Genomic DNA, 16,063 nt, shown 5'->3' with positions numbered 1-16,063 from the left:
CGCTATTTCCTAAGAGACAAAGTTAGACAGCCAATTGAGCAAGTTTAATTCATGGAGAATGATTTGTCTGGCTTCGGCAATTTTATCCCTCGCTTCATGCCAATAATCCGCATTAGCCACAACCTCTTTAATAAATTCTACTCCTTTCTCATCCAAACTCGGCAGCCGCAGAAAACTCCCTGCCGGCAACAACTTATCCGCCGCCGAACCGCCGTAATAAATTGGCAAACACCAAGCTAACAAAGCATCCCAAAGCTTCTCGCTGACATACAAATCGTTTTCGGCATAATTTTCTATAGCTAAGTTGTAATGGTATGGTGCCACGGCGTGCCATTTATTGTTTACAGTGCCGTTACCGCACGCCCAAGTTGGCAAGTTTCGCCCGTAAAGGTCAAAATCCAATTCTTGCGATCGCAGCAATTTGATAAAGTCTAATCGGCGTCGGTGATTAACGGTGCGGCTAACACCTGAAGTAATCCAAGAACAGGATTTAGTTTTTGGTGGCGCCGGCATTTCATCTAGTTCTCGAAAGGAGTTAGAGTGATACCAAATCGCGGGCATATAATCGGGTTTTGGTGCGAAGTCGTCGGGTCCGCAAACGTAACCGCAATAAAGTTTGGCTTGTTCGTAGTTGGCTTTGGTAATTTCAATAACTTCTGGTAATGGTGGCTCCCGGATCAGGTAAATTATGCGTTCCTTGGGGACACCGCGCAATTTTTCTTGAAGGTCGTTTTCTTGGTTGTGATGCCTGTAGTGACGTATTTTATCGACCCAAGATTGCTTGGTGGGCGGTTGAGGAAAGTCGAATTGATACATGAGCAAAAAGTCTGGTTCTGGGTGGTTAGCGAGCATTTGAATGTTTCCCCATTTGCCGAAGTTTTGGGGGGTTTGTTGCCACAGCCAGTCGCTTTGGTTCATGCCTGGGTAGGTGGTGATTGTGCCGATGATTTTTGGGTTCATATCTAATAATAAATCGGGTTTTTGCGTGTGGGCGGGGCGGGTTTATGAGATTATTAATTTTAGGCGATGATTGTTGGTAAAACCCGCCCTTACGGATTTTTAAATTATCGGATATCGCACTTGGTCATCTACATAACCCATAATTTTCTGTATCCTATTTTCCCAGGAAAATTGCTTGACAAAATTCAATGTTTCTGCATAAGGTTCGATTTTCCTCGGATATTTTGTTAAACAATCTCGAATGCTTTGCGCGAACTGGTGCGGGTTATCCGGTTCGCACCAAGTTGCTGCTATATTTCCCGATTTAAATTCCATTAAAGATGCAATCTCCGTCGCTACAATCGGAGTTCCCGATGCCATGTAATCAAAGAATTTTAAAGGAGATGTGAATGTCGCGGCCTCTGTCAAACAGTGCGGGTGAGTCAAAACATCGGCTGCTTGCAGCAAGCTAGCCAGTTGATTTTGAGGGAGGTAGCCGAGAAATTTAATGTTGTTAACTTGCTTAGATTTTGCTAACTGCTGGTAGGCTGTTACTTGGGATGGATCACCGCCCGCGATCGCAAATTGAACCAGCGGCAATTCCTTAGCCACATCCACCAACATATCGACACCTTTAAACGGGTAAAGTCCGCCTGCATAAACTGCTAAATGCTGCCTGTCATCTTCTAATAATTGCTGTCGCCAATTCTGGGCGGCTTCTGTTTGTCTGGCCAAAAACAAATGATTGAAACCGTTGTGCAGGGTAATTACTTTTTCCGGCGGCATCCCATTCAAAATCATGCTGTCTCGCACTGTATCGGCAACAGTTACAGCAATTTGAAATAGAGAATTGCGGACAATTTCTGATTCAAATTGCTTGTTTTCATGGTGGTGCTGTTCGTAGATAGCGGGAATTCCCTTTTTAACTGCTGCTTTGACAAAGTTCCAGTCGCGGGTGTGGACAAGTTGAGTCGATTTAAGCAGGTGAATCGGTAAATAGTATTTGGATACTATTGTACTCGAACTCGTCCACTTGCTGTCCCAACGGTCGATCGGCCACGGCATCGGTAAATCTGCTACTTTTAATTTATCTTGAATATTGTAAATTTGGGCAAGTTTGTCATCGGGTTTCCTGGGTTGAAAAGGAAAAAGCAAATCAACCGGATTCAAAGCACTCCAGCCTTTACGGAGGTATACCAAAACTGCTGGATAACCTAGGTTTGCTGCGGCATTGGCAGAGTGAGCAACTTGAACTAAGCTCGCTACATTGGGTTGCGGCAAGATATTTCTGGTAAAAAATACATAATATTTGGACATGGTAATTAGTAATGGGTAATTGTTGACTGGGCAGACTGTTGACTAATGACTACTGACTGCTGCCAACTGCCAACCGCCCACTGACTACTTTTTAACAGCCTGACGCTTAATAGTGTTTTCTATAAATTCTAAAGTAGTGAAAATATTAGCCGCAGAATGAAATGATTCTCGGATTAACTCGTCTCTTTCTTCGGGAGAGTCTACCATTTCATCTACTAGCATTTTGAGGTAAGCTATCATGGGAGTCAGGCGAGTGCGAATTTCGTAAGAACCTCTAATTAGAGCTTCATCGCGAGCGGTTTCTTCGGCAAATTGCACTGAATACAAGCGAGTGTAGTAACCTCCTTTTGCTAGCAATTCTTCGTGGGAGCCCATTTCTACTACTTGTCCGCGATCGATCACGGCGATTTTGTTGGCTTTTTGGACTGTGGAGAGGCGGTGGGCGATGACTAAGGTTGTGCGATCGCAACTCAATTTCTCGATCGCCGCTTGCACGTACCTTTCCGAAACCGTATCCAGCGAACTCGTTGCCTCATCTAAAATTAAGATTTCCGGGTTTTGCAGCAGGGCTCTAGCAATTGAAATTCTCTGACGCTGCCCTCCCGATAAGATCACGCCCCGATCGCCAATTTGAGTCTCCAACCCATCCGGCAATAGTTGGATAAACTCGTAAGCATTCGCTCCCTTCGCCGCTTCCACAATTTCTTCCTCAGTCGCTTGGGGTCTAGCATAAGCAATATTTTCGCGCACTGAAGCATTAAATAAAAACGTATCTTGGCTAACAATACCCATCGCTTGTCTGAGACTTTTCAGATCAAATTCGCGCAAATCCCTGCCATCGATCGAGATATGACCTTCAGTAGGATCGTAAAATCTCGGCAGTAAATCTGCCAAAGTTGACTTGCCAGAACCCGAAGTTCCTACCAAAGCCAAAGTAGTGCCGTGAGGTAGAAATAAATCAATTCCTTGTAAAACTAAATTTTTGTGGTTAGGATAACTAAAAGATATTTTATTAAAATGAATTCCCGATTGCAAATGAGTGTAAGGCACAGAACCGTTCAGCATAAATGGCTTGTCCTCGCACCTCAAAAAATCATTAACCACTTCTACACTAGCAGACGTATTTGCAAATTGACTGCGCCCGCTATTCAACTGAGAAATTAAAGGAATCAGCCGAAAAAGTACCAATAAATAGGTTAATAAAATTGTAGAAATAGACTCTATCTGATTTGCAAATATTGTGCGACCTATAAATACAATCAAAATTATAACTATTAAATTAACAACTTCGTTAATTGGGGCGATCGCCGCATAATTTACCTGAGCCTGAAAATCCGCTTCTTCTCGCCTTTGAATTAAATGCTTGATCCGCTCATACTCCCTTTCCTCGTTCCCCGTTGACTTGACAAGCCGAATCCCAGTAATCGTTTCCAGCACCCTCACCGAATAATCTTTCGACATTTCAGAAAGCAGGTAGCCAAAATGCTTGGAACGGTTAATAATATATTGATTTGTCCAAGCAACTAACGACAGCAAAACTGTAGCTGTCACCGTCAGTTTCCACGAAAGAGAAAGCAGCAGACTCACAAACACCAAAACAGTGATGGAGGTAGTAAACATTGCGATCGCCGTACCAACTGCACTCGCAGTCCGACCAATCTCTCCGCCCAATCTATTAATCAAATCCCCCACTTTAGTTTTAGAGTAAAAATCTAGATCTACTTCTAACAACAACCGCAAACCTGCTTCTCGCAAATCAAAAGTCAGAGATCGCGTCAGAGAAGTAGCTACTAAAGTATTGATATAACTGGCAACATTTTTTAAAAAAATTGCTAAAACAATCGCCCCGGTCATCAACATTAAACGCTGATTTCCGGGCATTCCCTCAAAGGGATACATCAAAGTTTTAATGAGAGGTGGAGCACCACGCAACTCGATAGCTTCCTCTACAAAACTTAAAAGCACTGGTACAATCAAAGTAGTGCTGATACCGTTGAATAAAGCGCCAGAAAAGCCCAGCATCACAGTTAATAGAATCCTGCCGGGATATCGTCTGGCAAATTTTAGGAGTAGCTTATTGGCAGACATGAAGCATTCCCAGCTAAACAGTACGGCATCTCAAAATATTCTTTAATAACAGCCAGTTTTTCTTCCTCCCGCGAGTTGTTTTAAAATAACATTTACATACCTGCGATTATATCTGAAAGTATCGGTTTCATTGCTTGAATACTATATTTTTTAACACATATTTCCCGAGCTTTCATTCCTTGTAAATTAGCCGCTGTCAAATTTTGAAATATCCATTGAATTTTTTGTGAAATTTGAGCGGGAGAACTCGGATCGACTAAATAACCCGTTCCCCCTAAAATGGCTGGAATATCCCCCACTCGCGTAGACAAAACAGGCTTAGCCATTGCCATGCCATCTGTCAGCTTGAGTGGAAACTGAGCCACGGCTGTGAGAGTTTCTCGCTGAGGAACAACGACAACATGAGCCGCCGCTACAACCGACGGCATCGTCTCGACGGGAAACCTTGGCAGTTTAACAATCCAACGCCCCCAGCGTTTCACAAGTTTATCATCATAATCATCATAAGGACTTCCGCCGACGATAACTAATTTTAAATCGGGTTCATTTAACTGTTCGAGGGCCATCAAAACATCCTCTACGCCTTTATGAGGTCGCGGTGCCCCCGGAAACATCAGAACTCTATACCCGGACAAGCCGTAACACTGTCTGCTCAATTCAGGATTGTATTTCGCAGGGTCGAACATTGCAGTATCCTTGCCATTAGGCAAATATACACCACCAAAACGCTGTTTTAAAAACTCTGTATCAACGGTGACTGCATCCGCACGGTGAATGAGACTTTCCATCCACTTGAGATAGAGCGGATTATCTGGTTCTCTCAATTGACCATTGTGTTTAAAAATATCTCGATAAAGTTGTTTAAAAGATGGACGGTATTTCCATTCATCTCCGCCGTACCAGCTCAGTTCCCAGTCGTCTATATCTAAAATTATAAAGTGGCGACTCGCCAGTTTTTTTAGCAGTGATAACCCAAAGCTTGTAGGTTTAGGTTTGACTGCATAAATAATATCCCCATCTATTTTTTTCCAAAGTTTTTGAGCATCCATTAAAAACCCCGGATAATTTTTACCCGGTATCGCACGTACCGGGATGTCTCTGGGAGGATTAGCATACAATTCCTTGCCAAACTGAAATCCAACAACTTCTACATCACATTTAAGCTCTATTAAGACTTGAGCTAAGAGAAAAGCACGAATTGCCCCTCCTCCTGACAAATCGCTTACTACTAATGAAACTTTCACTGAGTATTTTGTTTAAAACATTTGTTTGATTTTCCTGCTTAACCCAGCTTTTGTCAAGGCGGTGGGGACTGACACGCTCCAGACCCAAGAAACCGGGTTTTTAACCACGGGAAATGGCCGCAACTAAGTATTTTGGTAAAAAAAACAGTGAGGCATCCAGGACTGTTATTCAAGCCAGCAATACTTATTCTAAATAAATTTTTGGATATGTTGAGGCTAATGTTTTTAAATAGTTGGCTGAATTTTGTTGTTTTTGATGCAGTTTTTCAACAAAATTTAATTATTTTAAACGCCAGGGATTGTTAAGTTGATTTGGTAAAAATATTTTAGCCGTGCGATCGACTATTCTAGTAAAGAGCGATCGCGTCACGTTCTTCGCGTACTGAGGGCGGTAAGGATAAGTGCAGTGTATTACTTTAATGGGTTGGTCGATCGCATAAACATCTTTCCACTTATCCAAGTAGTTGTAAACCGGGGACAAAGTTGTCATTTTCGGTTTCACCGATTCAACAGCCGCCGCAAAAGCTCCCTGGTCTTTTAACTGTAGCACATTTTGATATGCAACTACCCTATCGAAATATTTCTTAAAGTTTGTGAACAATTCCTGAGTTTTACTGCTTTTCGTAAAAGCGATAAATCCGCTATTGTATTGAATGCTATTTTCATTTAGCGGCAACCCGACCGACTGCAAAGTTGACAGAATATCCTGCTTGACTCTTAATAAATTTGCTGCTTTAGCAATGGCAGGCTGCACGTCTTCTGTTACCAGCAAATCTACTTCATCAACATAGTCAAAAACTTCATATATTGGCGATAGCAAACAAATATCGCAGTCCAGATAAATAGTTTTCTCAAAAGGAGATTCTTGATACAAAGTCAGCTTAGCTTGTCGCGATGCTAAAACAGGATTTTCATGTTTCGGTGCGGCCTGCAATCTCACATTTCCGAACACCAAAAGTAAGGGATATAAAAATCGCGGGACTCTATCTATTAAAATAATAATTGGTTCGCGGTGAAACTTCCTGACTGAAGCTAGAAAATGTATGCAGTCTTGAAATGAGTACAATCCAATTAAAATGGTGATAAATCCTCTATCCATATCTTTCCTCTAACGATAGTAAAAATCGAAATTTAATAAGGCAATTAACTGTGTTTTTAATAACCGATAGAGGTATTGCCAATGCTCAAACTGCAATTTATCCCCAACTTTATCCCAAAAGGTTCTTACTTGATTTTTTTGCCAGTCCCAATGAGCAAAAGAATGCTCCATAATTTGAGCGAGTTCCTGCCACCCGTCATTACTAATATTCCACCCAACTTTAGCAGTTGCTAACCCAATGGGATTACCGTCTTTTGTTTTGACTTTTTGCACTTCAAAAAATCTTCCAATCTTTCCCCATTCTTGAATAAACTGAATTTCTTTCCCATTGTCTCTCGCAATTACGAACAAATTTTCTTGAACAAAACTTACCTTTTTTAAGGGTATTTCTAGCTTTTTTGCTAATTTATGAATTGCCTCTTTTCTCCCCGGCAATGATTGATTTGGTGGATGTTCTAGAATGGGAATAAACCCTTTACAAGTAATTCCTGACATCCATTCTCTCTCGGGTACTTTTCCTATGATTCTTGTATCTGCATCCACAAAGATTGTCACTCGGCAGAATTCTAAGGCTTTTTTTAGTGCAAATCGTTTATCATTATAACAATAATCTACACCTTCGCGACTTTTTTTAAAGGCGAAAACATTCGTCAAATTCTGAAAGTCATTTGGGTAGTCAGTACAAACAACTAGCATCGTCCCTAGAGAATGAGTTTCTAAGTCTGCTGCTAGTTGTTTGGCTAATTCGCGATACTTTTTCCCAAAAGCTAAGGTGCAAAAACAAAAATATTTCTGACTGTTTAACATTACTTTCGAGTCAATTTTTGCACTTGTTTTATTTGAGTTTATGCTAACTGTGACGCTTTTGATGCCACTGCCAAGCATGGGAGATAATATCCTTGATGTCTGGATATTCAGGAGACCAACCCAAGGTTTCGATCGCCTTTTTGCTGCTACCAACTAAAGCAGGAGGGTCGCCCGGACGCCGATCGCACTCAACAGCCTTAATCTCTTTTCCCGTCACTTGGCGAGCCGTTTCTATCACCTCTTTCACAGAAAACCCGCCGCCGTTGCCCAAATTAAAGAAATCAGATTTGCCACCATTGAGCAAATATTCTAATCCCAAAATGTGAGCCGAAGCCAAATCGTTAACGTGAATGTAATCCCGAATGCAAGTACCGTCGGGAGTATCGTAATCCGTGCCAAAAATCGCGATCGAATCTCGTTTCCCCAAAGCAGCGAACAACACCAGCGGAATTAAGTGAGTTTCGGGATTGTGATCCTCTCCTACCAACCCGTTCGGATCGGCCCCAGCCGCGTTAAAATAGCGAAAACAAACAGACTTGAAATCGTACGCAGCGTCAAAATCAGACAAAATCCGTTCTACCATTAACTTAGTAGCACCGTAGGGATTGATCGGATTTTGCGGGTGGTCTTCTGTGAGCGGGATTTTCTGCGGTACGCCGTAAGTCGCGCAAGTAGAAGAAAACACCAATTTATTCACCCCAGCACCAATCATTGCTTCCAAAAGCGTAATAGTGCCGATGACATTGTTGCGGTAATATTTAGCTGGGTCGGTAACAGATTCGCCCACGTAAGCGTATGCCGAAAAGTGCATTACCGCAGCAATTTTGTGCTTAGCGAACAGGTTATCGAGAAGAGTGCGATCGCTCGTATCGCCAACTACCAACTCGACCTGCAAAGCCCGATCTACTATATCTCTGTGACCGTAAACTAAATTATCCAAAATCACCACACCGTAACCGGCGTTTTTCAGCGCTAATACCGCGTGAGAGCCAATATATCCAGCTCCACCCGTCACCAAAATAGTTTGTTTTTCTGCACTCATTTTCTTCTGCCTGTTTTTGTAGCTGGGATTGCCAAGAGCCGTGTTAATTTGAGACTTGCACATCTGACCCTTTCACACTCGGCGTGAGCCGGAGGATTCAAGCGAAATATATAGGCTTTGCTGTGCGGGACGATCGCACTCCTAAAAAAACGCTTGTTACACTCCAGATAGATGCTGACGGAGCAAGTCTTCTGTTCAATCGATAAACTTGAGGCGACTAATTTGCAGATAATCAAATATCCGATTGATTTGATGTCGATCCTCTTCTGAAATCTTATCATCTGAGAGGATAGCAGAAGTCAAAACTAAATGTTCCCGGCGAGATATTTTGCCAGACCCTACAATCCGATCGACCATTTGAGAAATTGTTAAGTTCGATTTGTTCTGAGATGTTCGCATTTATTCGATCGCTTTTATGTCACAATAGTTAAACGGGATTGCTGTTTTTTACCCAAAACCAAAAATCGTGCGTACCACACTGTAACTAAATTTGCTCAACAGCAGAAATAAGGTATCAGAGTTTTACTTCCAAAGGTAGATGTGCGGATTTAATAAGTCTGCATTTAGCCTTCGGATAGCGTTCAGACTAAGTTTAATTATATAATATTTTTCCTAGAGAGGCAGTTTTCTATGCAGGTTTATCGGCTTCCCGTACTGTCCGACAATTACATTTTCTTGCTGCACGACCCCGATCGCCACACAGCAGCCGTCGTCGATCCAGCGCAAGCAGAGCCGGTCTTGCAGCAACTGATCTCGCTGGGAGCGGAATTAACAGCAATTTTCAACACGCACCACCACAGCGACCACGTAGGCGGCAACCAGCAACTGATCGATCGCTTTCCCCAAATTAAAGTTTACGGCGGCGCAGAAGACCGAGGCAGAATACCCGGACAGCAAGTGTTTTTACAAGCGGGCGATCGCGTTGAATTTGCTGGCAGAACCGCCGAAATCTTCTTCGTACCCGGCCACACAAAAGCTCACATAGCCTACTATTTCCCCCCCAGCAACCCCAGCGAAACCGGCGAATTGTTCTGCGGCGACACCTTATTTGCCGGAGGCTGCGGCAGACTATTTGAAGGCACTCCCGCCCAAATGTTAGCCTCTCTGGGACAACTGCGAAACTTGCCCGACAGTACCAGAGTTTGGTGCGCCCACGAATACACGCTGAACAATCTGCAATTTGCCTTGAGTGTGGACGGCGACAATCCCGATCTGCAGCAGCGCTGGGGCGAAGTCAAAGAAGCGCGCAGTCGATCGCAACCTACAATACCATCATCGATCGGCCTCGAAAAAAGCACAAACCCATTTTTGCGCTGGGATTTTCCCAACATCCAATCAGCCGCCAACACCCGCGATCCAGTGCAAACCTTCGCTCGATTGCGCGGCATGAAAGACCAATTTTGACATATCTTCAGTATCGTGGCTTTTCCATACTTGCTCGGATTTGAAACAGCCCGAAAATTGCCCGTAGCCTGTGCTGAATCTCGCAACTGGTTAAGACGTGGGATTCTACTCTAAAATAAATGGTTTAGCTCTAGATATTTCAGCAGGACGATCCACATCCCTCTTAGGTTTGAATTGTCACCCTGATTAAATCAAAAGTTCCTCTGGTTATTTCCCTATTATTGATGAGCGCGATTGGCTTGGTCAAAAGTAAAACGAGCGTTGTTAGAAACCGATGCAAAATCCACGCAATACTGAACTCCAACCGAAAATCGACCCCTCTGTTTCAACGGATTCTAACAAACCGCTCTACCCAGGCGCGCCTTCGCCAACAGATGTAGGGATGCTTCTGCAATTAGCAGATGGTAGCATTCAGGGGTGCAATTCTCACGCCCAGGAGCTGTTGGGGATGACAGCACAACAGATGCAGGGCTGCACTTCAATCAACAGTCTGCGGCAGACTGTGCGTGAAGATGGCTCGGATTTTCCCGGCGAGACTCATCCGGCGATGGTGGCGCTGCAAACCGGGCAACCATGCTCAAATGTCATCATGGGCTTTTATCAGCCACATGGAAAATTGATTTGGTTGATGCTCAATTCTCAACCTTTATTTCAGGGAGATCGATCAACTCCCTATGCGGTAGTAACAACCTTCACGGAACTCGCTCAACAAAAGCCCGAACCAGTCACTCACGCGCCCGCGCAACAACTGTCAGACACCCTCGAAAGTATTTCGGACGGGTTCTTTGCTTTGGATCGAGACTGGCGATTTACCTACCTCAATTTGCAAGCGGCGCGGTGGCTGAATCGACTCCCGCAAGAGGTGATTGGCAACACTATTTGGGAAGAGTTTCCCGAAGCTGTGGGCAGTTTGTTCGAGCAAGAATATCGCCACGCCGCCACCTTCCAAGTTACGGTTAGTTTTGAATCTTTTTATCCACCGCTCAATGCTTGGTATGCGGTACGAGCCTATCCGATCGCATCGGGACTTGCCGTTTATTTTCAAGATGTCACCGAGCAGAAGGCGGCGAAGGCTGCTTTTATTAAACAAGCGCAAACGGTGCAGCAACAACTAGCAGAAATCGAGGCGATTTATGCTAGTGCGCCGATCGGACTTTGCTTCCTTGATACTGAGTTGCGGTTTGTCCGCCTCAACGATCGGCTAGCAGAAATTAACCGAGTTCCAGCCGCCGCCCACATCGGTAAAACATTGCGCGAAATCTTGCCCGAAATGGCAGATGATTTAGAGCCGCTTTACCGAGAAGTTATTGAAACTAAAGTTCCACTCCAACAGCTCGAAGTTCGCAGGACTAACTCAGCACAGCGGGGACTAGAACAGGATTGGCTGTTGAGTCTCTATCCACTGAGGGCCGAGGACGATCGCGTGCTGGGCGTGAATGTGACGGTGCATGAAATTACCGATCGCAAAGCTACCCAAAAAGAAATTCAACGGCTCAACCAAGAACTAGAGCGACGACTTAATGAACTGCAATCGATACTTGATGCTGTACCCGTCGGTATTACGATCGCTGACGATCCAGAGTGTAAAGTAATTCGCGCTAACCGATTTGCCCAGTCGATGTTGATAGTGCCGCCCGATACCAATGTTTCTGGAACCGGAGAGCAAGCCGCAGCCCTTCCGTTTAGACGATTCCGCAACGGAGAGGAAATTCCGGGAGAACTACTGCCAATGCAACTAGCTGCAGCTTCCGGCGTCGAAGTGCGAGATGTGGAAATTCAAATGGTGCGATCGGACGGGGCGGCCTTTGATTGGTTGGTGAATGCGGTGCCGTTATTTGACGAGCAGGGCGCAGTTCGTGGCTGTGTGGCGGCCTTTATGGATATTAGCGATCGCAAACAAGCTCTTGCTGCTTTGCACCGTTCCGAGGAACGCTATCGCACTTTGTTTGAGTCCCTAGACGAAGGTTTTTGCGTCATCGAAATGCTGTTTGACGACAACGACAAGCCGATCGATTACCGCTTTTTGGAAGTCAATCCTGCCTTTGTGAAACAAACCGGACTCGAACAAGCTGCGGGTAAAACGATGCGACAGCTCGTTCCAGATCACGAAAATTATTGGTTTGAGGTGTACGGCAAAGTCGCGCTCACGGGGGAACCCTTGCGCTTTGAGCACCGCTCGGAACCCATGAACCGCTGGTTTGATGTTTCGGCGTTCCGCACTCCTGAGCCGCACAGCCGCAAAGTCGCCATACTTTTCAAAGACATCAGCGATCGCAAACAGTCAGAGAATCTCCTGCGGCAACAGGAAGAACAACTGCGGCTGTTCGTCAAACATTCGCCTGCGGGGGTGGCGATGTTTGACCGCCAGATGCGGTATATGCTGGTGAGCGACCGCTGGCTATCAAGTTATGGGATCGGTGCTAAAAACATTGTGGGCCGATCGCACTACGACATATTTCCCAATTTGCCCGATCGTTTGAAACAAATCCACCAGCGCTGTCTGGCGGGATCAGTCGAAATCTGCCAAGAAGATCAGTTTCTCCGCCCTGATGGCTTACTCGACTGGGTGCGCTGGGAAATTCATCCTTGGCGAACCAACGCCAATGAGATTGGCGGCATCATGATTTTTTGCGAAATCATCACCGAGCGCAAAAACGCTGAACTCGCCGCGGGCGCGGCCTCCCAGCAAGTCAGCAATATTATAGAAAGTATTACCGATGCCTTTATGGCGATCGATGCACAATGGCGCTATACCTACGTTAATGCCACAGCAGAAAAACTGCTTTCTCGATCGAGAAACGACTTGCTAGGTCGATCGATCTGGGAGCTATTCCCCGCCGAGAAAGAATCGAATTCGATGCTATATCAAGAATTTCATCGAGTCGTTAGCGAGCAAGTTTCTGCCAAGTTTGAAGAGTTTTCGCCTTCACTCCAAATGTATATAGAAGTGAGCGCCTATCCAGCGGCCGAAGGACTTACGGTTTATTGGAGCGATATTAGCGATCGCAAACGCACTGAAGAAGAACTGCGGCAAAAAAATGCGATTTTGAACGTAATTAACGAGTCAGCACCCACGCCAATTTTTGTCAAAAATCGAGAAGGACAGATTATTTATGCAAATCCAGCCACGCTGGAAATAATGGGCAGACCTGCTTCTGAAGTAATTGGTGGTCGCGATATCGATTTATACCCAGTAGTAGAACTTGCAGCCAGAGTCACGGAAAACGATCGGCGCATTATGGAATCTGGTCAAACAGAAGTCCTCGAAGAATCTCACGATGGCATTCGGACATTTCTGGTAATGAAAGCTCCCTACCGCAATCCGGCGGGAGAAGTCATCGGCTTGATTGGCATCTCCAGCGACATCACAAATCGCAAACAAGCAGAAGTCGCCATGCAAGAACAAACTAAGTTATTGCAAGTAATTATTAACAGCATAGGGGATGGTTTGATTTTGGCCAACCAACAAGGGGAGTTGGTATTGTTTAACCGAGCCGCCGTGGGGATATTCGGTCTGCTATCGAATGAAAAATCTCATGAGGAATGGTCGAGCACCTACGGGCTATTTATGACTGACAAAAAAACCCTCTTTCCCGACGCTGAACTACCTCTAGCCAAAGCAATAAAAGGTGAATATGTCAATGATGTAGAGGTATTTGTCCGCCGCGAAGATTCCCAAGGTCGCTGGATCAGTATCAGCGGTTATCCAGTAGTTGATGCTAGCAGCGAAATCAAAGGCGGAGTGATTGTCTGTCGGGATATCACAGAACGCAAACAAGCAGAAGCAGCGCTGCAAGAAAGCGAAGAACGATTCCGCAATATGGCTAACAACGCTCCTTTTATGGTATGGGTAACAGACTCCACAGGCTATTGCACTTTCCTGAGTGAAAGCTGGTATGAATTCACGGGTCAAACGGAGGAAACTGGTTTGGGATTCGGTTGGGTAAACGCGGCACATCCAGAAGACCGAGAACAGGTCAAACAAGCATTTTTGACCGCCAACGAACGCCAGGAACCTTACCGCGTAGAATTTCGCGTCGGGCGCAAGGATGGCGGATACTCTTGGGCGATCGATGCGGCTGCTCCCAGATTTTCCGAAAGCGGACAATTTGAAGGTTATATCGGCTCTGTTATCGACATTACAGACCGCAAACAAGTGGAAACCGAGCGCGATATGGTTCTGCAATTAGAACAAACTGCTCGCGCGGAAGCCGAGCGAGCTAACCGCATTAAAGACGAGTTTCTGGCGGTGCTTTCTCACGAGTTGCGATCGCCCCTGAATCCGATTTTAGGCTGGTCGCAATTGCTCGTCGGCGGCAAGTTGAGTGCAGCTAAAACCGCCAAGGCCTTTGAGACGATCGAGCGTAACGCCAGACTACAATCTCAATTAATCGAAGACTTGCTTGATGTGTCTCGGATTCTGCAAGGGAAACTCACATTGAATGTTGCTCCGGTGAATCTGGCAACCATTATTCCGTCTGCCGTGGAAACCGTGCAATTAGCAGCCGAAGCTAAAAAAATTCAAATCCAAATAATCTTAAATCCCGATGTCGGGAAAGTTGTCGGCGATACAAGTCGCTTGCAGCAAGTTGTGTGGAATTTGTTATCAAACGCGGTTAAATTCACGCCCGAAGGCGGCCGAGTTGAAGTTCGATTAGCGCAAATCGAAGGCAAAGCTCAAATTAAAGTCACGGACACGGGTAAAGGCATTCTTCCCGATTTCTTGCCTTATGTTTTCGACCATTTTCGACAAGAAGACGGCGCTACAACTCGCAAATTTGGCGGCTTGGGATTGGGATTGGCGATCGTCCGCCAACTGATCGAACTTCACGGGGGAACGGTGTTTGCAGAAAGCGCCGGAGAAGGTCAAGGAGCGACGTTTACGGTTAGATTACCGCTATTAAATGATGATTCTAGAAGGCAGGAGGAGGAAGAACCTCATGGGGCTGCTAGTCCCGATCTCTCATCCTTCCCGCTAGCAGGATTGAGAATTTTGGTGGTAGATGATGAACTCGACTCGCGAGATTTTGTCGCTTTCGTGCTTGAGGAAGCGGGTGCAGAGGTGATTTCCCTGTCATCTGCTGCTGAGGCGTTACAGTCGATCGAACAAACTGCACCGGATTTGCTCATCAGCGACATCGGAATGCCGCAGATGGACGGATATATGTTGATAAATCGCATCCGCACTCAGCTTGCGCCTGAGTATCGGCAGTTGTTGGCGATCGCCTTAACGGCCTATGCTGGAGAAGCGAACGAGCGCCAAGTTTTGCAAGCCGGATTTGACAAACACTTAGCCAAGCCGATCGATCCGACCCTGTTAGTTGCTACTGTAGCGCGAGCGATCGTCGCCAAGCGCCTTGAAAATAAAGCCTGAGTTCTCGGTAAGACATGGCAAGTTAGTGGATTTTGCTCATTACAGCACCCTCGTTTTGCGTAATTTCAAACTGAATTTGCCCGTTAAAAATATTATCCCTGTTTCTTCCCTCGAACCTCGAATCTCGAACCTCGAATCTCAACATCCATCCGTTAAATCCTTTACATCCGTTACATCCCGTACATTGCTCGTTGCCGAATTGCCTTCTCCCTTGCGATCGCCCCTCAAACTTCGCTATTATAAAAAGTTGCAGTTAAAACCCCACAACCCACGATCATGGCCAAGCGCGTTCAATTAGTTTTAAATAAAGATGTCAGCAAACTCGGCAAAGCTGGCGACGTAGTAGAAGTAGCCCCCGGCTACGCCCGCAACTACCTAGTACCCCAAGGAATGGGATTTAGAGCCACTCCAGGCATTCTCAAGCAAGCAGAGCGCCGCCGTGAAGAAGAAAGACTGCGCCAGCTAGAGCTCAAGCAGCAAGCTGAAGTCCGCAAAACCGCCCTCCAATCGGCTGGGCCTTTCATCATCTCCAAGCAAGTTGGCGAAGCAGACGCGATTTTTGGTACTGTTACCAACCAAGAAGTAGCAGAACTGATTTTCAACTCTACCAGTCAAGAAGTCGATCGGCGCGGCATCACCCTACCCGAAATTCGCCAAACTGGTACATACAAAGCTGAAATCAAACTACACGCAGAAGTTACCGCTGAAGTTGATATTCAAGTTGTTCCGATGTAATTGTTAGTCATCAG

At 45.4% G+C, this 16,063-nt stretch carries 11 protein-coding genes; 3 read left to right on the top strand and 8 right to left on the bottom strand.

What is annotated here, in order from left to right:
• Positions 1–9: 9 nt before the first annotated feature.
• The 8 genes from QT996_RS17265 to QT996_RS17230 all read right to left on the bottom strand — a co-directional run bounded on the left by QT996_RS17265 (position 10) and on the right by QT996_RS17230 (position 8,935).
• Positions 10–960, bottom strand: a complete 951-nt coding sequence (locus tag QT996_RS17265) for a glycosyltransferase family 10 domain-containing protein (RefSeq protein WP_333047927.1) — start codon at positions 958–960, stop codon at positions 10–12.
• A 99-nt stretch (positions 961–1,059) separates the two neighbouring features.
• Entirely contained in the window at positions 1,060–2,256 is a 1,197-nt protein-coding gene (locus QT996_RS17260; RefSeq protein ID WP_333047926.1) for a glycosyltransferase family 4 protein, read from the bottom strand.
• Positions 2,257–2,340: 84 nt separating this feature from the next.
• On the bottom strand, positions 2,341–4,344 hold the full coding sequence (locus tag QT996_RS17255; RefSeq protein WP_333047925.1) for an ABC transporter ATP-binding protein: 2,004 nt from the start codon (positions 4,342–4,344) through the stop codon (positions 2,341–2,343).
• A gap of 92 nt (positions 4,345–4,436) precedes the next feature.
• Positions 4,437–5,588, bottom strand: coding sequence for a glycosyltransferase family 4 protein (locus QT996_RS17250; RefSeq protein ID WP_333047924.1), 1,152 nt, complete (start codon positions 5,586–5,588; stop codon positions 4,437–4,439).
• Between the two features lie 280 nt (positions 5,589–5,868).
• A complete protein-coding gene (locus QT996_RS17245; RefSeq protein WP_333047923.1) occupies positions 5,869–6,687 on the bottom strand; it encodes a hypothetical protein in 819 nt (272 codons plus the stop codon).
• A 9-nt stretch (positions 6,688–6,696) separates the two neighbouring features.
• Entirely contained in the window at positions 6,697–7,341 is a 645-nt protein-coding gene (locus QT996_RS17240) for a hypothetical protein (protein WP_333047922.1), read from the bottom strand.
• 196 nt (positions 7,342–7,537) lie between these two features.
• The gene (gene galE, locus QT996_RS17235) at positions 7,538–8,536 is read right to left on the bottom strand and encodes a UDP-glucose 4-epimerase GalE (RefSeq protein WP_333047921.1); all 999 of its coding nucleotides are present in this window, start codon (positions 8,534–8,536) and stop codon (positions 7,538–7,540) included.
• 195 nt (positions 8,537–8,731) lie between these two features.
• Positions 8,732–8,935 carry a hypothetical protein gene (locus tag QT996_RS17230; protein WP_333047920.1) on the bottom strand — a complete coding sequence of 68 codons (204 nt, stop codon included), beginning with the start codon at positions 8,933–8,935 and terminating at the stop codon, positions 8,732–8,734.
• A gap of 231 nt (positions 8,936–9,166) precedes the next feature.
• Here QT996_RS17230 and gloB point away from each other — a divergent pair, with 231 nt between their 5' ends.
• From gloB to rplI, 3 genes are all read left to right on the top strand, one after another.
• Positions 9,167–9,940 carry a hydroxyacylglutathione hydrolase gene (gene gloB, locus QT996_RS17225; protein ID WP_333047919.1) on the top strand — a complete coding sequence of 258 codons (774 nt, stop codon included), beginning with the start codon at positions 9,167–9,169 and terminating at the stop codon, positions 9,938–9,940.
• Between the two features lie 274 nt (positions 9,941–10,214).
• On the top strand, positions 10,215–15,314 hold the full coding sequence (locus QT996_RS17220) for a PAS domain-containing protein (RefSeq protein WP_333047918.1): 5,100 nt from the start codon (positions 10,215–10,217) through the stop codon (positions 15,312–15,314).
• 276 nt (positions 15,315–15,590) lie between these two features.
• A complete protein-coding gene (gene rplI, locus QT996_RS17215; RefSeq protein WP_006634794.1) occupies positions 15,591–16,049 on the top strand; it encodes a 50S ribosomal protein L9 in 459 nt (152 codons plus the stop codon).
• Positions 16,050–16,063 lie beyond the last annotated feature (14 nt).

Origin of the sequence: Microcoleus sp. S13C4, assembly GCF_036700865.1 — a bacterium.
Classification (GTDB): Bacteria; Cyanobacteriota; Cyanobacteriia; order Cyanobacteriales; family Microcoleaceae; genus Microcoleus.
Note: the sequence above shows the minus strand (reverse complement) of the source record. Positions and strands in the feature narration are given on the sequence as shown.